Annotated in this window: 20 protein-coding genes and 1 pseudogene; 9 read left to right on the forward strand and 12 right to left on the reverse strand. The window is 36.4% G+C overall.

Annotation, left to right across the window (positions count from 1 at the left end):
- Positions 1 to 365: 365 nt before the first annotated feature.
- The 5 genes from H280_RS0117545 to H280_RS0117565 all read left to right on the forward strand — a co-directional run bounded on the left by H280_RS0117545 (position 366) and on the right by H280_RS0117565 (position 5,881).
- Positions 366 to 617, forward strand: a complete 252-nt coding sequence (locus H280_RS0117545; RefSeq protein ID WP_020062439.1) for a YiaA/YiaB family inner membrane protein — start codon at positions 366 to 368, stop codon at positions 615 to 617.
- 355 nt (positions 618 to 972) lie between these two features.
- Entirely contained in the window at positions 973 to 1,263 is a 291-nt protein-coding gene (gene gatC / locus H280_RS0117550) for an Asp-tRNA(Asn)/Glu-tRNA(Gln) amidotransferase subunit GatC (protein ID WP_020062440.1), read from the forward strand.
- A gap of 15 nt (positions 1,264 to 1,278) precedes the next feature.
- Complete coding sequence (gene gatA / locus H280_RS0117555) at positions 1,279 to 2,736, forward strand: Asp-tRNA(Asn)/Glu-tRNA(Gln) amidotransferase subunit GatA (RefSeq protein ID WP_020062441.1); 1,458 nt, start codon at positions 1,279 to 1,281, stop codon at positions 2,734 to 2,736.
- Between the two features lie 14 nt (positions 2,737 to 2,750).
- Positions 2,751 to 4,181, forward strand: coding sequence for an Asp-tRNA(Asn)/Glu-tRNA(Gln) amidotransferase subunit GatB (gatB, locus tag H280_RS0117560; RefSeq protein WP_020062442.1), 1,431 nt, complete (start codon positions 2,751 to 2,753; stop codon positions 4,179 to 4,181).
- A gap of 797 nt (positions 4,182 to 4,978) precedes the next feature.
- Positions 4,979 to 5,881 (forward strand): diacylglycerol kinase, encoded by a 903-nt coding sequence (locus H280_RS0117565; protein WP_020062443.1) that lies wholly within the window; start codon positions 4,979 to 4,981, stop codon positions 5,879 to 5,881.
- A 524-nt stretch (positions 5,882 to 6,405) separates the two neighbouring features.
- Here the strand turns inward: H280_RS0117565 and H280_RS0117570 are convergent.
- The 6 genes from H280_RS0117570 to H280_RS0117595 are packed head-to-tail and all read right to left on the reverse strand — an operon-like array spanning position 6,406 to position 12,851.
- Entirely contained in the window at positions 6,406 to 7,551 is a 1,146-nt protein-coding gene (locus H280_RS0117570) for a hypothetical protein (RefSeq protein ID WP_020062444.1), read from the reverse strand.
- A complete protein-coding gene (locus H280_RS0117575) occupies positions 7,548 to 8,885 on the reverse strand; it encodes a F390 synthetase-related protein (RefSeq protein ID WP_020062445.1) in 1,338 nt (445 codons plus the stop codon). Before H280_RS0117575 ends, H280_RS0117570 begins: the two co-directional genes overlap by 4 nt.
- Positions 8,878 to 9,729, reverse strand: coding sequence for an MBL fold metallo-hydrolase (locus H280_RS0117580; RefSeq protein WP_020062446.1), 852 nt, complete (start codon positions 9,727 to 9,729; stop codon positions 8,878 to 8,880). Before H280_RS0117580 ends, H280_RS0117575 begins: the two co-directional genes overlap by 8 nt.
- Entirely contained in the window at positions 9,726 to 10,712 is a 987-nt protein-coding gene (locus tag H280_RS0117585; RefSeq protein ID WP_020062447.1) for an NAD-dependent epimerase/dehydratase family protein, read from the reverse strand. Before H280_RS0117585 ends, H280_RS0117580 begins: the two co-directional genes overlap by 4 nt.
- Complete coding sequence (locus tag H280_RS0117590; protein ID WP_020062448.1) at positions 10,709 to 11,872, reverse strand: ATP-grasp domain-containing protein; 1,164 nt, start codon at positions 11,870 to 11,872, stop codon at positions 10,709 to 10,711. The genes H280_RS0117585 and H280_RS0117590 overlap by 4 nt, the downstream gene beginning before the upstream one ends.
- A complete protein-coding gene (locus H280_RS0117595) occupies positions 11,862 to 12,851 on the reverse strand; it encodes a beta-ketoacyl-ACP synthase III (RefSeq protein WP_020062449.1) in 990 nt (329 codons plus the stop codon). Before H280_RS0117595 ends, H280_RS0117590 begins: the two co-directional genes overlap by 11 nt.
- A gap of 640 nt (positions 12,852 to 13,491) precedes the next feature.
- Here H280_RS0117595 and gabT point away from each other — a divergent pair.
- The 3 genes from gabT to H280_RS0117610 all read left to right on the forward strand — a co-directional run bounded on the left by gabT (position 13,492) and on the right by H280_RS0117610 (position 18,208).
- Positions 13,492 to 14,853 (forward strand): 4-aminobutyrate--2-oxoglutarate transaminase, encoded by a 1,362-nt coding sequence (gene gabT, locus H280_RS0117600; protein ID WP_020062450.1) that lies wholly within the window; start codon positions 13,492 to 13,494, stop codon positions 14,851 to 14,853.
- A gap of 391 nt (positions 14,854 to 15,244) precedes the next feature.
- Entirely contained in the window at positions 15,245 to 16,621 is a 1,377-nt protein-coding gene (locus H280_RS0117605; protein WP_020062451.1) for a sigma-54 interaction domain-containing protein, read from the forward strand.
- A 177-nt stretch (positions 16,622 to 16,798) separates the two neighbouring features.
- Entirely contained in the window at positions 16,799 to 18,208 is a 1,410-nt protein-coding gene (locus tag H280_RS0117610) for an NAD-dependent succinate-semialdehyde dehydrogenase (protein WP_442852830.1), read from the forward strand.
- 202 nt (positions 18,209 to 18,410) lie between these two features.
- Here H280_RS0117610 and H280_RS0117615 read toward each other — a convergent pair whose 3' ends face one another.
- The 4 genes from H280_RS0117615 to H280_RS0117630 form a co-directional block, all read right to left on the reverse strand.
- The gene (locus H280_RS0117615) at positions 18,411 to 19,640 is read right to left on the reverse strand and encodes an aminopeptidase (protein ID WP_020062453.1); all 1,230 of its coding nucleotides are present in this window, start codon (positions 19,638 to 19,640) and stop codon (positions 18,411 to 18,413) included.
- 95 nt (positions 19,641 to 19,735) lie between these two features.
- Positions 19,736 to 20,827, reverse strand: a complete 1,092-nt coding sequence (locus tag H280_RS0117620; protein WP_020062454.1) for a polysaccharide deacetylase family protein — start codon at positions 20,825 to 20,827, stop codon at positions 19,736 to 19,738.
- A 324-nt stretch (positions 20,828 to 21,151) separates the two neighbouring features.
- Positions 21,152 to 22,270, reverse strand: coding sequence for a polysaccharide deacetylase family protein (locus H280_RS0117625; protein ID WP_028411289.1), 1,119 nt, complete (start codon positions 22,268 to 22,270; stop codon positions 21,152 to 21,154).
- A 295-nt stretch (positions 22,271 to 22,565) separates the two neighbouring features.
- The gene (locus tag H280_RS0117630; RefSeq protein ID WP_020062456.1) at positions 22,566 to 22,805 is read right to left on the reverse strand and encodes a hypothetical protein; all 240 of its coding nucleotides are present in this window, start codon (positions 22,803 to 22,805) and stop codon (positions 22,566 to 22,568) included.
- A 214-nt stretch (positions 22,806 to 23,019) separates the two neighbouring features.
- Here H280_RS0117630 and H280_RS25275 point away from each other — a divergent pair.
- Positions 23,020 to 23,169: pseudogene (locus H280_RS25275) on the forward strand (transposase); the annotation flags it as partial.
- Between the two features lie 134 nt (positions 23,170 to 23,303).
- Here H280_RS25275 and H280_RS0117635 read toward each other — a convergent pair.
- Together H280_RS0117635 and H280_RS0117640 are read right to left on the reverse strand one after the other, a co-directional pair.
- The gene (locus H280_RS0117635) at positions 23,304 to 24,215 is read right to left on the reverse strand and encodes a sigma factor regulator N-terminal domain-containing protein (RefSeq protein WP_020062457.1); all 912 of its coding nucleotides are present in this window, start codon (positions 24,213 to 24,215) and stop codon (positions 23,304 to 23,306) included.
- Positions 24,215 to 24,706, reverse strand: a complete 492-nt coding sequence (locus H280_RS0117640) for an RNA polymerase sigma factor (protein ID WP_020062458.1) — start codon at positions 24,704 to 24,706, stop codon at positions 24,215 to 24,217. Before H280_RS0117640 ends, H280_RS0117635 begins: the two co-directional genes overlap by 1 nt.
- Positions 24,707 to 24,912 lie beyond the last annotated feature (206 nt).

Raw genomic sequence — 24,912 nt, forward strand, 5'->3', positions numbered from 1 at the left:
AGCGAAAAGCAATCATCGCCATTGCGCATAAAGTAATTAAGGTGATATACCATATATTGAAACAACGAACAGCATTTATTGAATACTCAAAATTACTAGCATAGACCAGTTTCCGATTTCATATACACAACTACTGAAAAAATATCTAAAGAACAGTAGTCTTCTTTCTTATTGTCTTTTTGCGTGTTTCACACGCAAAAAGAAGATCTAGATTTATTGTTAAAAAGTTAAATTGTGCTCTGAATCAAGTTATTTTCACAGAAATGAAATGTGTGTCAGAGTAATACGAAAGTAAGAGTTACATAAATATAAAATAATAGTATTAATAATTTATAACGAATTGAAAATAGTAAGGGAGAGAGACAATGAGAAGAAGGAACACCCAAGCGTTCACGTTTTTAGCATGGACATCTTTCGTTTGTGCGCTTTCTGGCATGTTAATTGGTATTTATACGTTAGAGGAACCGCTCAGTGTAAAAGGCTATTATTTAATTGGTACATTATTTTTAACAATGTCTAGTTTTGTACTGCAAAAAACAATTCGTGATAATGAAGAGGATAATGCAAATAACATTCATACTGAACCAGTTTCTAAAAAAGAAACAATTGAGAAGTAAGAATGGACTCTATTAAATGGAATTGTATGGTGAGTAAAAGGACATAAAACCTTCTTTTTTTAGGTTGGCGAGAGCAACTGGCCGTGTGTAGAAGCGGTCGGTTCCTTTTTTTCACGTTCCATGTTAAAACAGAGGGAGCAAACGAATACAGCTTATGTTGTATCCTGCATAGCAGAGGCTTATACGTTGAAAAATAAAAATGGACTTATATAAAGTGGATAAGGAAGGCAGAGGCCTTTCTTTTTTTGTCCAAAAATGAGTGAAGTATGCTGTGTTGACTTGCTTGAACTACTGAAAATTTGGTATCATCAATAGTATTGTAGATTGTACGATATATTATGGAGGTGGCCTAGCCGTGTCAAGAATTTCCGTTGAGAATGTAAAGCACGTTGCACATTTAGCGCGTCTTGCAATTACTGATCAAGAAGCAGAAAAATTTCAAAAACAACTCGATGCAATTGTTACATTTGCTGAGCAGTTAAATGAATTAGATACAACAAATGTAAAACCAACAACTCATGTATTAGATATGAAGAATATTATGCGTGAAGATGTACCTGAAAAAGGTTTACCAGTTGAAGAAGTATTAAAAAATGCACCGGATCACAAAGAGAATCAAATCCGTGTTCCAGCAGTATTAGAGTAGAGGAGGGGAATTTCGATGTCATTATTTGATCATTCTGTATCAGAATTACATAAAAAGTTACATAGCAAAGAAATTTCCGTTACAGATTTAGTAGAGGAATCTTACAAACGTATTGCGGATGTTGAAGATAATGTAAAAGCTTTTCTTACATTAGATGAAGAAAATGCACGTGCAAAAGCGAAAGAATTAGATGCGAAGTTAGGTGCTGAAGATAACGGTTTACTATTTGGCATGCCAGTCGGTGTGAAAGATAACATCGTAACAAAAGGTCTTCGTACAACATGTGCGAGCAAAATTTTAGCAAATTTTGACCCAATTTATGATGCAACAGTTGTGCAAAAGCTAAACGCTGCTGACACAATTACAATCGGTAAATTAAACATGGACGAGTTTGCAATGGGTTCTTCTAACGAAAACTCTGGTTTTTATGCAACAAAGAATCCATGGAATTTAGAGTATGTTCCAGGCGGATCTAGTGGTGGTTCTGCAGCAGCAGTAGCGGCAGGAGAAGTATTATTCTCTCTAGGTTCTGATACAGGTGGTTCGATTCGTCAACCAGCTGCATATTGCGGCGTTGTTGGTTTAAAACCAACATATGGTCGTGTATCTCGCTACGGTTTAGTTGCATTTGCATCTTCTCTTGACCAAATTGGACCGATTACGCGTACAGTAGAAGACAATGCATACTTACTACAAGCTATTTCTGGTGTGGACCGTATGGATACAACTTCTGCAAACATTGAAGTTGGCAATTACTTAGCTGGTTTAACTGGCGACGTAAAAGGTTTACGCATTGCTGTGCCAAAAGAATACTTAGGTGAAGGTGTTGGCGAAGAAGCTCGTGAATCTGTACTAGCTGCGTTAAAAGTATTAGAAGGAATGGGTGCAACTTGGGAAGAAGTTTCGCTTCCGCACTCTAAATACGCATTAGCAACATATTACTTAATCTCTTCTTCTGAAGCGTCTGCAAACCTTTCACGCTTTGACGGCGTACGTTACGGCGTTCGTTCTGATAATGTGAATAACTTAATGGACCTTTATAAGAATACGCGTAGCGAAGGCTTCGGTGACGAAGTAAAACGTCGTATTATGCTTGGTACATTTGCACTTAGCTCTGGTTACTATGATGCATATTACAAAAAAGCACAACAAGTACGTACATTAATTAAAAATGATTTTGAAAATGTATTTGCAAACTATGATGTTATTATTGGACCAACAACGCCAACTCCAGCGTTTAAAGTAGGCGAAAAAGTCGACGATCCAATGACAATGTATGCAAATGACATTTTAACAATTCCAGTAAACTTAGCAGGTGTTCCAGCAATTTCTGTTCCATGTGGATTCGGTGCAAACAACATGCCACTTGGACTGCAAATTATCGGTAAACACTTCGATGAAGCAACAATTTATCGCGTTGCACATGCGTTTGAGCAAGCAACAGATTATCATACAAAAAAAGCAAGTCTGTAAGGAGGCGAGCATAGATGAATTTAGAAACAATTATCGGTTTAGAGGTTCACGTTGAGTTAAAAACGAATTCGAAAATTTTCTCTGCGAGTCCAACAGAATTCGGAGCGGATCCAAATACACAAACAAGTGTAATTGACTTAGGATATCCTGGGGTGCTTCCAACTCTAAATAAAGAAGCAGTTAACTTTGCAATGAAAGCTGCAATGGCGTTAAACTGTGAAATCGCAACAGAAACAAAATTTGACCGTAAAAACTATTTCTATCCAGATAACCCGAAAGCGTACCAAATTTCTCAATATGATAAACCAATTGGGGAAAATGGTTGGATTGAAATTGAAGTAGACGGCAAAAAGAAACGTATCGGTATTACACGTCTTCATTTAGAAGAAGATGCAGGTAAATCAACGCATACAAGCGAAGGTTACTCACTAGTTGATTACAACCGTCAAGGTATGCCGTTAATCGAAATCGTATCTGAGCCAGATATGCGTACACCAGAAGAAGCGTATGCATATTTAGAAAAATTAAAATCAATCATTCAATATACAGGCGTATCTGATTGTAAGATGGAAGAGGGTTCCCTTCGTTGTGATGCGAACATTTCCCTTCGTCCAGTTGGACAAGAAAAGTTCGGTACAAAAGCAGAACTGAAAAACTTAAACTCTTTCACTTACGTTCAAAAAGGTCTTGAGTTTGAACAAGTGCGTCAAGAAAAAGAGCTATTATCTGGCGGTATCATTCAACAAGAAACACGCCGCTATGATGAAGCAACGAAGAAAACAATCTTAATGCGTGTGAAAGAAGGATCTGACGATTACCGTTACTTCCCAGAGCCAGATTTAGTAGAGCTTTACATCGACGATGAGTGGAAAGAGCGCGTTCGTGCTTCTATTCCTGAGCTTCCAGATGCTCGTAAAGTACGTTATGTTGAAGAGCTTGGCTTACCAGCTTACGATGCACACGTATTAACATTAACGAAAGAGATGTCTGATTTCTTCGAAGCAACAGTTACAGACGGTGCAGACGCGAAATTAACATCAAACTGGTTAATGGGTGAAGTATTAGCATACTTAAACAAACAACAAAAAGAATTACAAGACGTAGCACTAACACCAGCTGGTTTATCTAAAATGATTCAATTAATTGAAAAAGGTACAATTTCGTCTAAAATTGCGAAAAAAGTATTTAACGAATTAATTGAAAAAGGTGGAGACCCAGAAGAAATCGTAAAAGCAAAAGGTCTTGTTCAAATTTCTGACGAAGGAGCGCTTCGCAAAGTCGTAACAGAAATTCTTGATAATAACGAACAATCTATTGAAGACTTTAAAAACGGTAAAGACCGTGCAATTGGCTTCTTAGTTGGTCAAATTATGAAAGCAACAAAAGGACAAGCAAATCCGCCGCTTGTTAATAAAATCTTACTTGAAGAGATTAACAAGCGATAATAACGAAAAGCGGAGGTGGCTCGATCAGAATAGGAGGGCATTGGAACTTTTGACAGAGAGGCGTTCTTTGCCTCGGAGGAAGAAGTGAAATGACCGAGTATTCTAGCCACCGGAGCTAGACATAACGAAAAGTTGAGCTAGACATATAAATCCAAATTGAAAAACTAACATAAAACCACCTTTTTTAAGTGGTCGAGAGCATCTGGCCATGCATAGTAGCGGTCAGGGCCCTTTTCTGCCACGGACGATGTTAAAACAAAGTAAGCAAACAAGTAGCTTGTCACCTTTTGTTTTGCATAGCATTAGGGTGGCTGTTGAAAAATCAAGGTGGCTTGATTAGAACGGGAAGGCGTTGGAGCTTTCGACAGAGAAGCGTTTTTTGCTTCGTCGGAGGAGGCGAAACGACTGACTGTTCTAGCCACCGGAGCTAGACAGTAACAGCAACGATTAATCAGAAAAACACCCATATATGGGTGTTTTTCTAGGTTAATCAAACGTTTGTTTAAATGGCATTTCGTTTAAACAAACGTTTGATTAACTGACAAATATAAGGAAAATGCTGTCATGTTAAGTATGGTAAGATAGTTGCAAAAAACTTGTAATAATGATAAATCTAAATTTAGAGAGAATTTTTTCATCGCATGAAATAAATAGTGCCTTAATGTGAAAAATGAAGTTATATGACTTCGTGAAAGTGAAAAATGGAAGGAGGGTATGCATAGGAATGCTAAGTGAGTACTTAGCGGCTATTCCTTTCCCTTTTTTGATGAATGAGGGTTTTCCTGTGCTAATGCTATATGAAACGTGCAAGAATTATTTATAATCCGACTTCTGGTCGGGAGTTATTTAAGAAAAACTTACCAGAAGTACTACAAAAATTAGAACAAGCAGGGTATGAAGCATCATGTCATGCGACGACGGGTCCTGGAGATGCGACTGTAGCGGCGAGGCAAGCGGCAGAGCGTAAGTTTGACGTTGTAATCGCAGCAGGCGGCGACGGTACATTAAATGAAGTTGTGAATGGGTTAGTTGGAAATGAACATCGTCCAAAGTTCGGAATTATTCCAGTTGGCACAACAAATGACTTTGCTAGGGCGATTGGTGTACCTCGTTCAATTGAAGAAGCTGTTGATATCATTTGTGCCGGCCAAACGGTACCTCTTGATCTTGGAAGAGCAAATGATACATATTTTATTAATATTGCAGGCGGTGGCCGCATAACTGAATTAACATACGAAGTACCAAGTAAATTAAAAACAGTACTTGGACAACTTGCGTATTATTTAAAAGGGATTGAAATGTTACCATCCTTACATCCAACATATGTAGAAATTGAATATGATGGAAAAATATTACGAGAAGAAATTACAATGTTTTTGATTACAAATACACGCTCAGTCGGCGGCTTTGAAAAAGTAGCGCCATATGCTTCTATTAATGATGGTTTATTTGATTTATTAATATTGAAAAAAGGATCAATTGCCGACTTAATTAAAGCAGCGACACAAGCGCAGCGCGGTGAGCATATCAATAATCCAAAAGTGTTATACACACAAGCAAATCGAATCAAAGTACATTCAACAGAAAAATTAATGATTAATTTAGATGGTGAATACGGCGGTGATGCACCGATGGAATTTGAAAATGTGTATCACTGTTTGGAGTTATTTATTCCAGAACATAAAGAAACTACCTTGTAAGAGGTAGTTTTTTTGTGAAGATGGGAAAACTTTTTAGAGGGTGAAAGCAGGTCATATTTTGTTCTGTCTAGCAGTGGTTCATATAGAGAGGGGAAGTACCACATGTCCATCAAGTTAAGGTTTTGAAATATCCTCAAGCAAAAAATTTATATCTCTACAGTTATTTATGAGAATTTAGCTCGGTTTTTTCGTTTCGGGGAAGAATGTATTTTTTAACTTGATTTCGATGAGTTCTTATCAACTAAATGATATAAAAACCACGCTAAGACATTAACCGCTTCTCTGAACGCTAAGCATAAAATTAGTTAAATAATTTACTGATAACCTAAGAATAGCATTGGTTACTTTTTGCTTTTCCAATACCATCAATTTTGTTCTTTGTAAAATGAATTCCTTTAACTAATTCATTTCCGAGCGAATCAAGTGTATCCTGTAGCCCGAAAAAATTATTTTCATATGTAAGATCTAATAATATACTTACTACTTATGGTTTCTACACATTACGAGTCTTATCTCTTTTTTGTTTAAAAGCGATGTTTTTTTGCCATCGGTTCTATACATGTATTTAGTATCCAAGTTAATACTTTCCATACCTTTTGTTGATTAGGTGGCAAATGAGCGTGATACATATAATTGTATTCAATCTGCTGTTTTGCACCACGATTTCGTTTGAACTCACCAGCCCCAGCACTACAATGACAAATTAAATCTTTTTCGATAGAATCCATTGTAATAAGGAGGGAAAGAATACGGTATAAGCCTTGTTGCTGATCAGAGTTTGTATTATAGCCAAGGATAGGAGTTGTCATAACTCCATCCCTAATAAAATAAGCAATGACACCATCTATTGTATCTCCTTTTTTTATGGCCTTTATCTCAAATAAATGATGCTGAAGAGCATTCCATAAATAAGCGGGTGTAAACATTGGATTATAACCGGAATATTTTTCAATATATAGTTGGTTGTATAACTTGGAAATTTGTAAAATATCTTCTTTTGTAAATCCTTCATTCGTAATTATTTCATAATTGCTTTTCTCTAATAAACTTTTATCGTTTAATAAGTCTTTTCGTTTTTTTCGATTCATTTCTTTATAGTGCTTTGGATCAAATAAGTATATAGAACGAGACATAATTTTATTGTAACCTACTGTAGATAATGCTTGTGTAATTGTGGGATATAATTCGTTATTTAAAGAGCGAAATAGAATTGTATGCTCTGGAAATTTCTCAACAAATAAATTCGTAATCTGTTCGATTTGTTGTTTGTTGATAGAATGATAAAGATTTGTTGAAAGCATCCAATTATTTACGACAATTACTTTATTAATATTCGTTCGTCGTAGCCAACTTCCCATAAGATGAATCGGATAGGTTAGTAGCTTCTCTAGCCATGGTTTTTTTAACTCCCATAACTCTTCTAATGCATAGGATATGTAATGTGTATAAGGGGAACATACATATGAATTTTCGAACTCCGCGTTATTAATAGTAACTGGCAAGATGAGATCATCAATTTCTAATAGAAATAGATGAGTGTTAACATTTTTAATAAATGCTGTAACGCCCTTTTGAAAGAGAGGCAGGAAGCTGTCTCGTACATATGCTCCATCTTTTTTTGAGGCCCAGTCAATGCTATGCAAGGAATGAATATTATGTAGCTTAATCATATATGTTCACCATGCTTTACAAGGCTTTCTATTCTTTTTAATTTTTTATCATATAATTGAATATCGTAATGTGAAAAGAAAAAATATGGTATAGCACACTTTTTAGTAGACCACAGTGTATGTAACTCTTGTATTACATTTAATTTACATGATTTGAGATGTTTAGGTGGTACTTTAAGTTTAATTTCAACTTTGTCTATGCTGTGCTGCACTACTTTAAATTCTTGAATTTCATTGGATGCAAACAAAATTGCTCTTCGAATGAAGTCAGGAAAAATAGATATCTCACTATTATCCAATTCACTTATTCCAATAAATATATCATCGCATCGACCATCAATTCGTTCTAAGGCTAAGAAGGGAGAACCACAGATGCACGCCGTTTTTTTCTCAATTAATATGTCATTGAGACGGTAGCGTATTATAGGCTGTGTTTTCCTCATGAAATCAGTAATAATGGGAACGAATATCCCGTTTTCCTGATCTAAGTATTCTTTTTCAATATGAACGAGATCTTCATTGATGTGTAATGTACCCTGTCTGCAGGTGGTAGCAAGAAAACCTTCTGTACATTGGTAAATTTGGTGTACTGTCTGTTGGAAAGTTGCACGAATAAACTCTCTATCAATATCTTCAAGCACTTCTGCTACAGAGATAATTTTTTGGGGACAAATCATAATAAGTCCTTCTTGTTGCCAGTAAGCGATTTTTCGTAACATAGACGGAGGTGCAATTAAAATAGATGGATTTACTTCATTTAATCGAGTGATATGCTGATGAAACGAATCTAGTAAATCAAAAAAATGAAATGAGATTCGCTTATTTTTTGTTGCTTCGTATAAATTGCTATTTGCACGTAAGAAAAAAGCAATCGTGTGTTTATGTAGAATGCTAGAAGGAAGCACCTTTCCAATAATCGAGCCAGCCCACAACGTTTGTTCTTTCTCGGAAACGAGAAAAACCCCACGATTTCCACTAGTGCCTGATGATAACCCGACAGTTATATCACGAATTGTTGGAGAGAAATTTCGAGTCTTTTCTGCTTCAAATGCTACACGAAATGCTTCTTCCTTTGAAATATCAACTGTATTTAATATATCAAAATGTTCCATCATTACTTCTTTATCAATGATAGGGAGTGCAGTAAAATTTCCCTTTTGAATTTCTTTTAAAAAAGGAGTATATAACTGGCGATAGAAGGGAGACGTCTCTATAGTAAACAAAAGTTGTTTTTTTATTTGTTGTTTATGAAACAGTTCCAATTGTTTGCGATCTGAAAATCGAAAACAATATTTTGTTTTCAAGTATTGCTGGAGAATCCGTAATTTATTCATAGTACACCCCTGTTTTAATTTTATTCCATGTGTGTTCACAGTGAGTTGGTAGAATTTCAATCTCAGGTGATATTTGCGATAAATGGTGTAACTTCTCAATATTCTTTCGGTAAGATTTTGGATCGCTAGTTAAAAGGTTGGCAACCTTACTAGGAAATACAAGGTTTTTATAAGTTTTACTTAGCCACACTGCGTCTGCACAAAGAAAGACAATTTTATTACTATGTAAATGGACGAATAGACCAAATTGTCCAGTTGCATGTCCTGTTAAGTCAACAGCAAGTAAGGAGCCATCATCAAATACATCGTAGCCTTCTTCAAATTTTCCATATGTAGGGGGGAAGTTAAGGGATGGAGTTCGATCAATGAATGTCATCCTTTGCTCTAAATCAATCGGCAGTGTATCTTTTAGGCACCCTTTTAATAGAGCTCCAAATTTACTTCTCTGTTTTATATCCTCATAAGCTTTGGCGAAGGTTAGTATTTTGGCTTTTGGAAAGTCGGGCAGACCAGCTGTATGATCGCCATGAAAATGAGAAAGAATAATATATTTAATTTCTTCTGGCTGAATACCATCAAGAAGCAGTTGCTGTTTAATAGATTGCTCTTCCGTAAAATGAACAGGGGTAAGTTTTGCATACACAGAGTAAGGGAATTTTTTTGTTGCTTCTTTAAAGTGTCCAGCATATCCAGTATCAAATAAAATATACCCTAAGATTGGATGCTGAAGTAATCCTACTGTAGCTGGAAAACGGATTTGTTTCCAACTGCCCTTGGAGTATGCAATTTTTTCTGGATGTGTGCAATAGCCTGTATCATATAGCTTTAAAGATTTGATTTTCATTGTATTTTCCACCAGTCTACAAATTTTGTAATTCCTTCTTCTATACTGATCTTTGGAGCATATCCTAGTTCTTTTTTAGCTTTATCAATACTTAATGTCTGACTTTTTGAAAGGACACTAACAGTATATTTTGTGAGAATAGGTTCTTTTCCGAATAAAATAGTTTTTGAAATTTCTTCTAGTATAGTAGCTAGTGTAAAAGCAGTTTTGTAGGAAATTTTTTTATATTGTATCTCCTTATCAAGGCGTTTCATTACATTTTCAATGACCTCATATAAATTTACACGTTCGTCATTTGTTATATTATATTTTTGTCCTAATGTATGTATTGGGGAATGCATACAAAGAAGTAAGGCATCTACAACATTCTCGACATATGTAATATCAACAAGAACATTTTCTGTACCAATTCTCGGTAGGGCACCTTTTTCGCATACTTTAATAAGACGTGGAAGAATAGCGTTATCTCCTGGACCGAATAAAGCGCGTGGGCGTATCGTGATAACTGGTAAACCATGAGTGAAAGCTTGATCAACAGCTTGTTCAGCGATGTACTTCGTTTTTGCATAATGATTTACAAATGTATTAGGAAGTTTCGCGTTTTCTACTACATCTTGTCGTTCATCATAATAGAAATAAATACTTGGTGTTGATACATGGATAAGGCGTTTTATACCGGACTTTTGACTTCCCTCAATAATATGTTTTGTTCCTAACACATTCGCATTGTAAAAATCTTTATATTTGCCCCAAGGGGAAGAAAGGGCGCCGCTATGAAAGATATAATCTTTATCTTTACAAACTTGTAGAACACGATTCCTGTCTTCAAGAGGACAATGTACAAACTCAATTCCATTTTGTTCTAATAATTTCCCGATTGTTTTATTTCTCCCAATTGCCGTTACTTCATAGCCCATATTCATCAATCGAAAGGCGAGTTTTTGTCCTAGAAAGCCCGTTCCGCCAGTTACTAGCATTTTCATAAATTTTCACCATCCCATGATATGTCATATGTTGTTTGCTCTAAAATAGTCCGTTCATGTTTATAACTTTCACGCCATAATTTATACATGCTAAAAAATTGATAAAAAAATGATTTCCTATCAGTGTGACTATAAATGATATCTGGATAGGAGCATAGAACTTTTAACCATCGCTTACGTTTTTGTTTACTTTTTAAGTAGGGGAGGCCATATAAAAGCATTGCTAACCGAATTGCACACTCAGAATTTAGTTTTGGAATTAGTGTATTGTTTACTTTTGTATTAAAAAAAGCGGATAATATTTCCTCATCGAATAAATGTAATCCACTTGTGGTACGTGGATTACATTCAATTGGAATAGCCTCTCCATTCTCTGTAATGATAAAATCAAAGGCAATTTGTCCAGAGAAATCTAGCTCTTTTACAATATGCCTAACAAACTGTTCAATTTTAGGATGATTAATATGTTTAAATGCAATGGTAGCGCCTAGGCCTGCCGTGAATTCCGTTTTATAGGTAGAGTGAGCTAACACTTTCCCAGATTGTGCGATACTGTAGGAGCAATGCTGTGTTCCCTGTATAAACTCTTGAATGATATAATCTGACTTGTCTACCATGATTTCTTTTATAACAGCCTCTTTTGTAATAAATTCCACTTTATCAGAAAAACGAGAGAAAATCGGCTTTAGCACAAAAGGAGTAGTGGCTGGTCTTTGGTGAATCATTGACCTTATGGCTTGTTCATTATTTATTCTATACGTTGCAGGAACTTGCCAACCTAAATCCGCCACTAATTGAATAAATTCCCACTTGTTATGGAGTAATGAAAGTTTGTTAAAATCATCTACTAATACATGACAAAATGGACTTAATTTTTCTTTATGTCTAGATATATAAAATATTTCTTCACAAGTAGGAATAAGTAAATCCACATTGTGGCGTTGAATAATTGATAGCAGCGCATGGATACTTTCATTTGTTTTCCACTTTGGAGAAGGAATTTCATAAAAGTAATCAGTACTTGTTGAAACTTTGCTTAATGGATAAGGAATACTATCTGCAATAATAACGGTATGTCCGGTGTTATTAAACAGTCTGCATAAATGTAAAGCCGCTGGTGCACGTGCCCCTGTAATTAATACTGTTTTCTTAGTACTCAAGAAGGATGCCCCCGATAGAAAGTCCTGCAGAAGTACCTAGCAATAATATTTTATCTCCGCGTTGCACTTTCTTTTGTTTAATCGCTTCGAAAAGGGCGACTGGAATAGATGCGGAAATCATATTACCGTAGTCTTCAAAAATGGTCATAAAGCGCTCTTCATCAACTCCTAATTTTTTACGAATCAGTCTCATAGCTGGTCCACTTGCTTGGTGAGGAACAATTAAATCAATATCATCTAGGGAATAACCAGTATGCATAAGTAGTTTTTCGATAAAATTCAACATATATTTAGAAGATAGTTTAAAAATAGCTCTGCCATTCATATCGAACAGGAAGTCTTCTTTTCGCTCTTCGCTATATTCTCTAGGATGAATCATCGTTCCACCGCCACGAATTTCTGATAGATGCGCACCAGAGCTATATGTTTCCATATGGGAAGCTATAATGGAAGATGTATGATCGCTTTTTGTTATCACAACAGCTGCCGCACCGTCACCGAATAAAATGCTGCTTTCATTTTGTCCCCAATTTAATCCCACAGAAGAAATTTCAGAAGAAATGATAACAACATTTTTGTATCTCCCGCATTCAATTGCGTAAGAAATTGTATCAAGTGCTGTTATGAAACTTAGGCATGTTGAGTTGATATCAAAACATGGAATACCAGAGTGCTGTAGTCCGAGCTGTTCTTGAATAAGTGATGCAGTAGAAGGGATTGCTTGTTGAATCGTTCCGCTTCCGCAGATGATACAATCGATATCAGCCCATGTTAACTTAGCATCTTCTACAGCTTTTTTTGCAGCTTCAGCACCCATATAAGAAGATGTTTCACCATCAGCAAAGTATCGTGTTTTTACCCCGGATTTTTTTAATGTCCAGCCTTCTGGTACATCTAGCATGCGATCTATTTCAAAAGAATCTACTTTTCGTTTTGGAAAATATGTGCCAATTCCTTTTATTCTAATATATCTTTTCATTCTTTATCGCCTCTTAATCTTTTTGTAAATTTTAAAATTATATTATATCTATATATTTTTACGAAGGGATGTGGGGAGTTTTTTGTGAAATTTGGGTACTCCCTTAGGGCCTTCTGGTAATGTTTCTCTGCAAAAAAGAGCAAGTTCTCAAGTAGAGAATTTGCTCTTTTTGCATGAGAGTTCTTCAAATATATAATCTAGAAAAAACTCTTATATCAGTCTAATTATATTATAACAATTATATGAAAATGTTTAATAGTATTTTTTCATAAATTAAAGTAAATATGTGCAATGATAGAATAGAAAACGAAGTACGAGCTTAGGTGAGATGATATTTTACTGGCCAGCGAATATAAACACATGGAATGAACTCGTAAAAACTCATACAAACTTTGATTTGATAAATTAGGGTTTTTCGCTTTGTTTGTTCTTGGGCTATCGTCACATGCCCATCGAGTTAAAATCTCATACCACCCCCAGAGAGAAACCTTTCGGATAAGTCATTAAAGACTTGTAACAAGTCTTTAATGACTTGTTTTTTTATGTCGAAACGTCTGGAAACATGAGGGATCGTGCATTTATAAGTTGGCACACATTTTGCATTATAAAAGGCAAATGACTAAAAGAGGTGGAGAATATCATGAAAACAAATTTTGCGAAAGTTAATGAAAATATTCCGGGTTCAAAGGCAGCTTCTTTATTTGAACGCCGTCAAAATATTGTACCAAGAGGAGTAAGTAATGGAATTCAAACATTTGTACAATCGGCTCAAGGAGCGCTTGTGACAGATGTAGATGGAAATCAGTTTATCGACTTTGCGGGGGCAATCGGTACAATTAACGTCGGACATTGTCATCCGGCCGTTACGGAAGCTCTTCATAAGCAAATCGATCAATATATTCATACAGGTTTTAACGTAATGATGTATGAGTCGTATATAGAATTGGCAGAAAAGCTAGCTACGCTTGCACCAGGTAATTTTGATAAGCAAGTTTTATTTTTAAATAGTGGAGCGGAAGCGGTTGAAAATGCAGTGAAAATTGCTCGTAAGTATACGAAACGAACAGGGATTATTGCCTTTACAAAAGGGTTTCACGGCCGCACATTAATGACGATGACAATGACAAGTAAAGTAAAGCCATATAAAAACGGATTTGGTCCATTTGCACCAGAAGTGTATAAAGCACCGTTTCCTTATGAATATCGCCGACCAGATGGATTAACAGAAGAGCAATATGAAGATTTCATTATTGAAGAGTTTAAAAATTTCTTAATCACAGAAGTTGCACCAGAAAGTATTGCTGCTGTTGTGATGGAGCCAGTACAAGGAGAAGGCGGCTTTATTGTTCCGGGTAAAAAGTTTGTGAAAGAAGTACACCGTTTATGTGCTGAACATGGCATTTTGTTCGTTGCTGACGAAATTCAAACAGGATTTGGCCGTACAGGGAAATATTTTGCGATTGACCATTACGATGTTGTACCAGATTTAATTACGGTATCGAAATCGCTAGGGGCAGGCGTGCCAATTAGCGGTGTAATTGGCCGAAAAGAAGTAATGAATGAGGCTGCGCCGGGTGAATTAGGCGGAACGTATGCTGGAAGCCCATTAGGATGCAGCGCTGCATTAGCTGTTCTTGATGTAATGGAGAAAGAAAATTTAAATGAAAGAGCTGTGCATATTGGAAAAGTAGTGATGGATCGTTTTCATCAAATGGCTGGAAAATGTGAATGCATTGGTGATGTTCGCGGATTAGGAGCGATGTGTGCCTTTGAATTAGTGAAAGATAAAATGACGAAAGAACCGAATAAGGAACTAGCTGGTAAGCTTATTGCAGAAACAAATAAGAGAGGCTTGTTGCTATTAACGGCAGGTACGTACGGAAATGTCGTGCGTGTTTTAATGCCGCTTGTAATTACGGATGAGCAGCTTGAAGAAGGGCTTATGATTCTAGAAGAGTCGCTGCAATCTTGTTATGGAAAAGTAGATAAAGCGCACGTGTAAGATATAAAAACTCTCTTTTTTTAGATGGACGAGAGCAGCTGGCCGTGCGTAGAGGCGGTCAAGGCCCTTTTCTGCCACATGCTAAGTTTAAAACAAAAGGAGAAAGTGAGAGCGGGTCTTGTTGTGTTCTACGTGGCCGTTATTTGTGTATTGAAAAAAAGGCATAAAACCCTCTTTTCTTTTTAAGAGCATCTAGCCGTGCTTGAAGCTGTATTAAATCTATATTTTAAAAACTTGTTTGCCACTGTTTCCAGGCTCCCTGTTATATAATGATAAGATAGCATTATATAAATTGGACGTGTTTGAATATCATATATTTTCTAAGAGAAACTCTGTGATATTTCAGGGTTATGAAACTTTTAAACTATTTAAACCTCAGGGAGTGACTGGGATGGTGGCGGAAAAGGAACGAGCGTTTATGGATTTGAAAGATGTATTTGAATACGCTTTTGATGAAATTTTTGTAACAGATGAGAAAGGGATTGTCGTTCGTGTAAATAGCATGTGTGAAAGGCATTACCAGTTACCCGCTGAACAATTAGTTGGTAAGAGTGTAAAAGAGCTGCAAAAGGACGGGATTTTTTATCCGTCGGCAACTCTTGAAGTGATTGAAAAAAAGAAGCCGATTGAACTTGTACAAACGACAAAATCGGGAGAGTACTTACATGTTCGAACGCGGCCAGTTTTTGATGGCCAAGGCAATTTACGGAGGGTCATTAGCTACTCGCGTGATTTAACAGAGCTCTATCAACTGCGTCAACAGGTAGAGACAATGACTGATCAATTAAAAACGTATAAAAAAGAATTACGAGAAACATATGAGCATGAAGGACTCATTTTTAAAAGTGCAGCGATGGAGAGAATCGTTGGAACAATAAAAAAGGTATCTGTAGTCGATAGTACAGTTCTTGTTTTAGGAGAGACCGGAGTCGGGAAAAGCCGACTAGTACGCCATTTACATGAACTGAGCCATCGGAAAAATGAAATGTTTTATGAAATCAATTGTGCCGCTTTGCCAACGAATTTAATTGAATCTGAACTGTTTGGATATGCAGGCGGTTCTTTTACAGGTGCGCATCGCGAAGGGAAAAAAGGGATTTTAGAACTGGCTCATAAAGGAACGCTCTTTTTAGATGAAATTGGCGAAATGCCTCTTGAAATTCAAGCGAAGCTTTTACAAGTTTTACAGGAAAAAACGTTTCGTGCAGTAGGAGGCAGAGAATTAAAAAAAGTAGACGTTCGCATTGTAGCTGCAACAAATAGAAATTTGCAAGAGATGGTGAAACAGGGAACGTTTCGAAAGGATTTATATTATCGTCTTAACGTTATCCCCATTCATATTCCTCCTTTACGTGAGAGGCAGGAAGACATTTTACCGCTCGTTTCGTATTACTTACACCATTTTAATGAGAAGTATGCACGCAGTGTGAGGTTATCCCCGCATGTGTTGCATGCATTTTTAGAATATCCGTGGGAAGGAAACAACCGCGAAATAGAAAATGTAATGGAACGTGTTGTCATTACTACAGATGAGCTTGTTACAATGGACGATTTACCGTTATCTATGCAAAAGTCGACGATTGAGCAATCGGGGAAAAGTTTGTATGAAATGTTAGAAGAAGTAGAGCGTAGTCTTATTTTAAAGGCGTATAAAGTACATGGATCAAGCTATAAGGTAGCGGAAGCGCTAAAGATTAGTCAGTCGGCGGCAACGCGGAAAATTAAAAAGTTTATTGAAGAGGAAGAAATATCGGTAAATACGAATTGAGAAAATCCAACATAAAAAAACCTTTCTTTTTTGGGAGGGGTGAGAGCGGGTCCTGTTGTGTTTTGCGAGGCCTGTGAGCATCTCGTTTTTTATGTTACTTAAAAAGGTATATCATAATAGTAAATATAAAGGAGGACGAATAAATTGGATAAAAAGGCAATGTTAGATAAGAAAGCGATGTACATAAATGGAGAGTGGATTCATTTGCATGAGCAAATTGAAATTAACAATCCTGCTACGCAATATGTGTTTGCTACTGTACCGAAAGGCGGAGTAACAGAGGCGAAGCAAGCGGTGGATGCGGCGCATGATGCATTTAAGACTTGGTCGAAGTTAACAGCAGCAGAGCGTGCGAACAAATTGAAAAAGTGGTTTGCATTAATTGATGAGCATAAAGAAGAAATCGCGGCTATTATGACAAAGGAACAAGGAAAACCGTTTGCGGAAGCGCTTGGTGAAGTAAACTATGCAAATAGTTTTGTAGAATGGTATGCGGAAGAAGGTAAGCGTGTATATGGAGACATGATTCCAGCTTCTCATCCGAATAAGCGAATTCTTGTATCGAAGCAACCTGTTGGTGTCATAGCAGCAATTACGCCGTGGAACTTCCCGGCAGCGATGATTACAAGAAAAGTAGCACCTGCATTAGCAGCTGGTTGTACGGCAGTTGTGAAACCAGCAAGTCAAACGCCATTAACAGCATTAAAATTAGCTGAGCTAGCGCATGAAGCAGACATTCCTAAAGGTGTTTTAAATATTGTAACAGGAAGCGCGAAAGCAATTGCTGATACATGGATGAATGATGGACGTGTGAGAAAGGTATCATTCACGGGATCGACGGAAATTGGTAAAGAATTAATGCGCGGTGCTGCAGAAACAGTGAAAAAAGTTTCTCTAGAATTAGGTGGTCATGCACCGTTTATTGTGATGAATGATGCGGATTTAGATAAAGCTGTCGAAGCGGTAATCGGTTCGAAATTCCGTAATGCTGGCCAAACGTGTATTTGTACGAATCGCGTGTTTGTTCAAGAAGATGTATATGAGAACTTCGTAGAGAAGTTCCAAAAAGCTGTCGGAGAATTAAAAGTAGGTGACGGTTTTGCAGAAGGTACAACTGTCGGACCACTTATTGATCAATTTGCTGTTGAGAAGGTGCAAGAACATATAGAAGATGCCATTCAAAAAGGCGGAAAAGTACTGAACGGAGGCCAAAAGGTTGCAGAATTAGATGGTCACTTTGTTCAGCCAACTGTAATCGGCGAAGCGAATGATGAGATGTTATGTATGACAGAAGAAACATTTGGGCCACTTGCACCTGTTGCGAAATTTAAAACAGCTGAAGAAGTAATTGAGCGTGCTAATAACACACCATATGGCCTAGCAGCGTATGTCTTCACAACAAATATTAGTCAAGCATTCCAAATTAGTGAGGCATTAGAATACGGAATTATCGGTTTAAATGATGGTCTACCATCGGTTGCGCAGGCGCCATTTGGTGGATTTAAAGAAAGTGGTATCGGCCGTGAAGGTGGGTATTTTGGAATTGAAGAGTATTTAGAAATTAAATATATTTCATTAGGATTATAAAGTGAAACTGGGGGTATCCCCACTGACGGTTAGTTGAACCAATCGGGCATTTAAAACGCAGAACAATGTCGAGGCGTCTTTATTTCGTGTCGAAGGGCCGATATATCGAAAAAGTCGCCGATATATCAGTGAACATATAAGAAGGGAGCAGAATCAAAAGACATCTATATCTCTTTTGATTCTGCTCCCTTCTTTATTTTTATTAAAGAGCCCAATTCCCTTTACGGAAAATTGGCTCATGAGTACCATCTGCTGTAATACCATCAATATCTAGTTCGCCGGAGCCAATCATAAAGTCTACGTGTGTAATACTAGAGTTTGCACCGTTTTCTGCAAGTTCTTCTTTTGACATTGTTTTACCGCCGTCTAAGTTAAAGGCATAGGCATTACCGATTGCTAAATGGCAAGATGCATTTTCGTCAAATAGTGTATTGTAGAACAAAATGTTTGTATTTGAAATAGGTGAATCATGCGGTACTAATGCAACTTCTCCTAAGAAGTGAGAACCTTCATCTGTTTCGACTAAGTGTTTTAATGTTTCTTCGCCAACTTCAGCTTTAGCGTCTACAATGCGCCCATTTTCAAATGTAAGTGTGAATTTATCAATCACATTTCCGGCATAAACTAATGGCTTTTTACTTGTTACATAGCCATTTACGCCTGTTTTTAAAGGCATTGTAAATACTTCTTCAGTTGGAATGTTTGCCATGAATGGTACATTCTTTTCGTTAACGCTGCCAGCACCAACCCATAAATGCTTTTCAGGAAGCTCGATTGTTAAATCTGTGCCTGGTCCTTTGTAGGATAGCGCTTTGTAATGTTTATCGTTTAAATAGTGTACTTTCGTATGTAAGTTATCGTTATGTTCGTTCCATGCTTCAACAGGGTTTTCTAAATTCGCACGAGTAGCTTGGAAAATCGCATCCCATAATTTTGCTACTTGCTCTTCTTTCGGTACATCTGGGAATACTTTTGCTGCCCATTCTACTGTTGGAACAGAAATTACACACCAGCTTACTTTATCAGCTTGCATATATTCGCGAACTTTTTTCATTGCTTCCCCAGCTGCTCGGTTTGCGCTTGCAATACGTTTTGGATCTACACCTTTTAATAAATCAGGATTTTCGGCGTAAATAGACATAAATGCTGCGCCTTCTTCTGCTAGTTCTTCACGTGCGCGTGCTTTCCAAGCAGGGAATTCAGCAAACGCTTCTTCTGGTGCTAAATCAAATTTTAAGCGTGATAATTGCTCATCTACAAAGTCAACGTATACATGCTTTGCTCCGGATTCATAAGCTTTTTTTGTAACAAGACGAACGAACGGGGCAGCTTCAATTGGTGCACCAATACTTAACGTTTGTCCCGGTTGAATATTAACTCCGATATTTACTGCTAGTGAAGCATATTTTTCTAACGTTTGCTCAAATGACATATGTATTCTCCTTTGTTTAAATATTTCTTATATCTATAATACAGGAAAATTCTGAATTTATAAACAGACCCCGATTACTATCGGGGTCTGTTTTCTTATTTAATTGCTAAACTAAACTGTTCTACAGTCGTGTTGTTATGAATGCGGACACGTTTCATGCGTAATAACTCATCTGCTTCACCTTTTGTAATGAATTGTCCAGGTTTCGTTGTTGTCGCAAATTGATAATACTTTTTCGTTTCGGCAACAACTTGGTCATTTACATGGCCAAATGGATAAGCAATCGCAATAACAGGTTTTCCAGTAACTTTTTCCAGTTTCTCCTTCGAACCTTTTAGCTCAGCTTCATAGTTTGTGGTTTTTGGTAAATCTGCATGTGTTGCTGTATGAGATTGAACAGAGAATATGCCGGAGTTTACCATTTCTTTTATATCAGCTGTAGATAGAGAACCTTCTGTATCGATAGAATCAGTAATCATATACTCCGTTGCAGTTGGTTTAAATTTGTCATCTTTCAGCTTTTGTAAAATATGAAACGCATTTAGATTATTTTTCATCCCATCATCAAATGTAACGAAAATTGGCTTGTTCACTTTGTTAATGTCGTTCCAACGTTCAAAAGTTAGAAGTGTATAGCCGTTATCTTTTAAATACTTCATTTGCGCTTCAAAGTTGGCGGGGGAGACAAATAGGTCTTTAATACCGTCGCCTTCTTTATAATCATCGATCGCATGATACATGAGAATCGGTACATGCTGTTGAAACACAATTGCTGATTTTGTAAGTGGAATCGTTTTTCCGTCTTCTTTTACACCACTTGCTTCAATTTGATATTCCCCGTGCTTACCTTCAAACTCTTTCAGATCAAACGGTAAAGAAAAATGATTTTCTTTTTCTTTAGAAGAAAATGTTTTTATACTTTCTTTTCCATCAGCGGTGCGCCAAATTTTATATTGCACTTCTAGCAGGGGATCTTTTACATCTTTTGTATAGATAACAGTATTTGTTGATTCATGTGTAAGTGGATTCCACGAAATGGATCCTTGCGGCTGTACTTTCTCTTCTGTTTTCTTAGCTGTCTGCTGTTTAGAGGCTGTCGCTTCTTTTTTCGGTTCTGTTTGCGTCGAATTACTACAACCAGCGATGAACATAGTAGAGAGTAGTATAGTAGAAATATATTTTTTCATAGTATAAGCATCCTTTAATCAAAGTATAAGAAGAGGCTGCTTTGTTCATAAAAACAGCCTTACAATATATAAATTCATTTTTCCACATATAAGTCGTTGTTATGCGGTAGGAACTTGTATTTATATGAATACAAGTTGACTTTCCAATACAAAGGTCGCCGCCATGCCAAACAAAAAGTAATCTGATACTTTCTTCTTCTCTTTGTTTGAACATCGCATGTGGCAGAAAAAGGCCCTGACTGCTTCTACGCATGGCCAGTTGCTCTCGCCCAGCTAAAAGGAAGAGGGTTTTATGTAAGGTTTCTAAGTTGAATGTATATATCGTTAATTGCGCTCTCTTACCAATGCTTTAAATTCGCCCATTGTTGTTTTAGGTCCGACAAAATGGCGTTTAATTAAATATTGCTCGTTCGGTAAACCTTTTGTCAGATGATTGCCATGATCTGTTGTTACGGCAAATTCGTAATATTTTTTTGTTTCTGCAACAGCTTGATCGTTATAAGAACCTACTGGATACGCAAGAGCAATGATCTTCTGACCAGTAAGACTTTGGATTTTCTCTTTTGAAACTCGTAACTCTTCATCATAATTGTTTGAAAAAGCCATCATCGCATGAGTAGATGTGTGCGATTGGATAGAGAAAATACCGGAATTCGCCATCTCTTTAATTTCATCTTTTGAAAGACGATTTTGTGCATCGATGTCATTGGCAACGATAAACTCTGTCGCTGCTGGTTGGAATTTATCATCCTTTAAACCTTGTAAAATTCTAAGGGCATTCATATTATTTTTGCGCCCGTCATCTAGCGTAATAAAGACAGGTTTATTAACACGATTGATATCACCCCAACGTTCAAAAGTCAGCAATGTATACCCGTTATCTTTTAAGTATTTCATATGTGATTCAAACTGTTCTGGCGGTACATACAACCCTAACTCACCGTCACCTGGTCCAGAGTATTTTTCAATTGCATGATACATTAGAATTGGTACAGATTGTTGGAATGTAATTGTAGATTTCGCAAGAGGTACTTGTGTGCCATCTTCTTTTAATCCTGTTGTTTCAATTTGATATTCTCCGCGTTTCAAATTGAAAGATTTTAAGTGGAATGGGAAAGCAAAGTTATGTTCTTTTTCCTTTGAGGAAAATGTTTGTTTGCTTTCAGGGCCATCAGCAGTGCGCCAAACGTGGTATTGTACTTCTGTAAACGCATCCTTTAAATTGTTCATATAGAGCACAGTGTTTTTTGCATCAGGTGCAAAGGGCTCCCATGTTACATTCCCTTGTGTTAAAGGAACGGCTACTGTTTTCGCTTCCGCTTTTTTCGTCTCTTTTTGCTTCTCGGTAGCTGCCTCTTTTTTTTGTTTATCACTAGTTACACTAGTGTTGCAGCCTACGAGAATAGTAGAAGAAAGTAAAGCCAATAGTGCGTATTTCTTCATCATATCCATCCTTCTATTGTGTATTATATCCTTGTTAATCATATCACTCTCGAATGAAGAGGGGAATATCCTTTTTTGGTTAATTACGGCAAGGATACTGAATTTTTGTGATTTATTAGGCGGATGTTTTTATATCAGTTAAAAAATAACATAAAAGCTTCTTTCTGTTTAAGGGGGCAGCTGCTCTACATAGCAGTAACTATATGTAGAAAAAATGAAAACAAAGTTTCTCTGTTTGCCATCCCGTTAATTACATAAGAAGATCAGCAAACGTCATTGTTATGAATTTGGAGTTTTATTCATATATTGCATACAATATAAACCCAATATAGTAACTTAAATTAAACATTGTAAGTATAACGTGTTGATAAGTCTTACTAGCCCCAGCTGCAAATATAGCCCCTGCAAGCGGTGCAAATATCCCGATTTTCCAAAAAATATTTGCTGAGCCACCTATTTCTAATGTAACTTCATTCCATACAGTTAGAAGAGCGAAAGGTACACATGATAGAGATAATATAACCCATTTGTTCAAAGTGCCACCTCTTTTCAATTTTTTCACATAAATAGAATGTTAGTTATATCTATAAAGTTATTATATATACCAAAGATTTGTTTGGGGAATTTTTCTAGACAAATGCTGATCGGTTCTATTGCAAAGTTTTATCACAAAAGAACATCGCAGCGTTGTCATTATTATTTTAAACAAGTAAACGAGGAGTCCATGAGAGGGGAAATTCTTCGTTCTGTTCGCCCATAGTAAAGAACTCCACGGTTTGCGCTATGCGCGATACCGTGGAGTTCAAAAAGTTAAAACACAAGTTTTAATGACGGCCATCATACAAAACTTAAAAAATGGACCAAACTTCGCTCACTTAAGCGAGTTGGTTTACATCTAACACATCAAATTATAGAAAAAACTACTTTATAAAACAAATACAAATCAACGAAAGTGCCAAAAAAATTTGGCATTTTCGTTGATATAATCTTTTTTAACAAAGTGAGACCAAATGTTCATCTGGTCTCTTGCTTATTATTTCTTTGGTTTAATATAAGGAACGATTTGTGCAGTAGCCCCTACAGAAGCACCACGAATGAAACCTTGATTTTCTAAGGATTTAAAATTTTGTGTTTGACCAGTCAACATTACTCCTAAAATTTTTACCTCATCGAACTGTTTATTTTTATTTGATTTTAAAAACTTCTGGATTGTTTCGTCACTACTATCTGTATCATATTTTTTTAATGCATCAATAAAGCTATCGTATGCCTTTTTCGGTGAATCAGATGGATTGAATCCATAAACAGGCATACCCATAGGGCCTTTGCTTTCATCTACAATTTTTGATGTCATATACAACCATACGATGTTTAAATTATCGGGAATTTTTGCTTGGATTTCTTGTAATGTATAAGGCTGATCGAAAGAAATTGCAACTTCCGCAACGTGATTTTCCATTTGTGAAATTTCACCTAGTTCATTTTGTACACCATCATAGTACTTTTTAATAGATGGATGATAAAATGTCGCAACTTTCTTCTTTGTTTGTTTATCATACTCGTAGAACTCTGTATCAGACCAATAAAATCCTGGTATTAACTCGTTGTGATCGATATTAACGCGAAGCCAATCATACGAACTTGTAAGTGTGCTCCATTGTACTAAATAACCATTAATATTTTTAGAACGATTCGTTACAATGTTACCACCAAACATGGAGGAGTTACTTGTAACTTGAGAGTTGATTTTGACATTAGGTTCGGCAATTTCATTATGTAAAAAGAGTTGTTTGTGAAGTCTTGTAGAACTTTTCGCCGCAAAGTAATTTCCAGTTTTATAAAAGATTAGTAATAGAATAGGCACAACAATAATTGAAGTAATGATGATTTTTAGTAATTGTTTTCGTTTAGCTTTTTTTAAAGCATCTTTTAACGAAGTGTCCATTAATGTTTTCCTCCTATTTTTGAGTGAATAGATTTACGGGCACGATATAATTTTTGCTTTATACTGTTTACTTTAACGTCCAAAATAATTGCAATTTCTTCATATGAAAAATCATAGTAATACTTTAAAAAGAAAGCTTCTTTGTAGTCTTTTTTGATGTCTTTTAATAAATAGAAAATCTCATCTTTATTTAAAATGGCGTCAAATTCGCTGTCTGTATATTGGAGCTTTACATAAATTTCTTCGGTTAAGTAGATGTTCTGCTGCTCCTTTTTTCTTTTTGAGTCAATATATTCATTGAGTGCGACTCTAAAAAACCACGGACGTATATTGCTCACTGTTAGATCATCTAACAGTGTATATACTTTGTAAAAAGTGTTTTGAATTATATCTTCAGCATCTTCTTTTTTGGCTCCTTTCGCTAGTAATAGATTGAACACTTCCTCTCCTAAACTGATAAGGTAGGAGGCGAGTATATCTTCTTTTTTCATCATTTGTCCTCCCTATACTTATACAACGAATAAGAGATAATAAATGTATACACTTAAATGAATCAATTATATTGAAAAATCGACATAAAAACCCTCTTTCTTTTTTTATGCGAGGATGAGAGCACCTGGCCGTGCATAGAAACGGTCAGGGACTTTTTCTGCCACGTGCGACGTTTAAAACAAAAAGGAGAAGGCAAGTAGTGGTC

The organism is Bacillus sp. 123MFChir2, assembly GCF_000383235.1.
Lineage (GTDB): Bacteria > Bacillota > Bacilli > Bacillales > Bacillaceae_G > Bacillus_A.

What these genes read in the sequence shown, in the direction of transcription:
- H280_RS0117615 (WP_020062453.1), bottom strand. Translation starts at nt 19,640, where the DNA reads ATGTCATTTGAGCAAACGTTAGAAAAATATGCTTCACTAGCAGTAAAT.
- H280_RS0117580 (WP_020062446.1), bottom strand. Translation starts at nt 9,729, where the DNA reads ATGAAAATCAAATCTTTAAAGCTATATGATACAGGCTATTGCACACAT.
- H280_RS0117610 (WP_442852830.1), top strand. Translation starts at nt 16,799, where the DNA reads ATGTACATAAATGGAGAGTGGATTCATTTGCATGAGCAAATTGAAATT.
- H280_RS0117585 (WP_020062447.1), bottom strand. Translation starts at nt 10,712, where the DNA reads ATGAAAATGCTAGTAACTGGCGGAACGGGCTTTCTAGGACAAAAACTC.
- gatB (WP_020062442.1), top strand. Translation starts at nt 2,751, where the DNA reads ATGAATTTAGAAACAATTATCGGTTTAGAGGTTCACGTTGAGTTAAAA.
- H280_RS0117635 (WP_020062457.1), bottom strand. Translation starts at nt 24,215, where the DNA reads ATGGACACTTCGTTAAAAGATGCTTTAAAAAAAGCTAAACGAAAACAA.
- H280_RS0117605 (WP_020062451.1), top strand. Translation starts at nt 15,245, where the DNA reads ATGGTGGCGGAAAAGGAACGAGCGTTTATGGATTTGAAAGATGTATTT.
- H280_RS0117640 (WP_020062458.1), bottom strand. Translation starts at nt 24,706, where the DNA reads ATGAAAAAAGAAGATATACTCGCCTCCTACCTTATCAGTTTAGGAGAG.
- H280_RS0117570 (WP_020062444.1), bottom strand. Translation starts at nt 7,551, where the DNA reads ATGATTAAGCTACATAATATTCATTCCTTGCATAGCATTGACTGGGCC.
- gabT (WP_020062450.1), top strand. Translation starts at nt 13,492, where the DNA reads ATGAAAACAAATTTTGCGAAAGTTAATGAAAATATTCCGGGTTCAAAG.
- H280_RS0117545 (WP_020062439.1), top strand. Translation starts at nt 366, where the DNA reads ATGAGAAGAAGGAACACCCAAGCGTTCACGTTTTTAGCATGGACATCT.
- H280_RS0117565 (WP_020062443.1), top strand. Translation starts at nt 4,979, where the DNA reads ATGAAACGTGCAAGAATTATTTATAATCCGACTTCTGGTCGGGAGTTA.
- H280_RS0117595 (WP_020062449.1), bottom strand. Translation starts at nt 12,851, where the DNA reads ATGAAAAGATATATTAGAATAAAAGGAATTGGCACATATTTTCCAAAA.
- gatA (WP_020062441.1), top strand. Translation starts at nt 1,279, where the DNA reads ATGTCATTATTTGATCATTCTGTATCAGAATTACATAAAAAGTTACAT.
- H280_RS0117575 (WP_020062445.1), bottom strand. Translation starts at nt 8,885, where the DNA reads ATGAATAAATTACGGATTCTCCAGCAATACTTGAAAACAAAATATTGT.
- H280_RS0117625 (WP_028411289.1), bottom strand. Translation starts at nt 22,270, where the DNA reads ATGAAGAAATACGCACTATTGGCTTTACTTTCTTCTACTATTCTCGTA.
- H280_RS0117620 (WP_020062454.1), bottom strand. Translation starts at nt 20,827, where the DNA reads ATGAAAAAATATATTTCTACTATACTACTCTCTACTATGTTCATCGCT.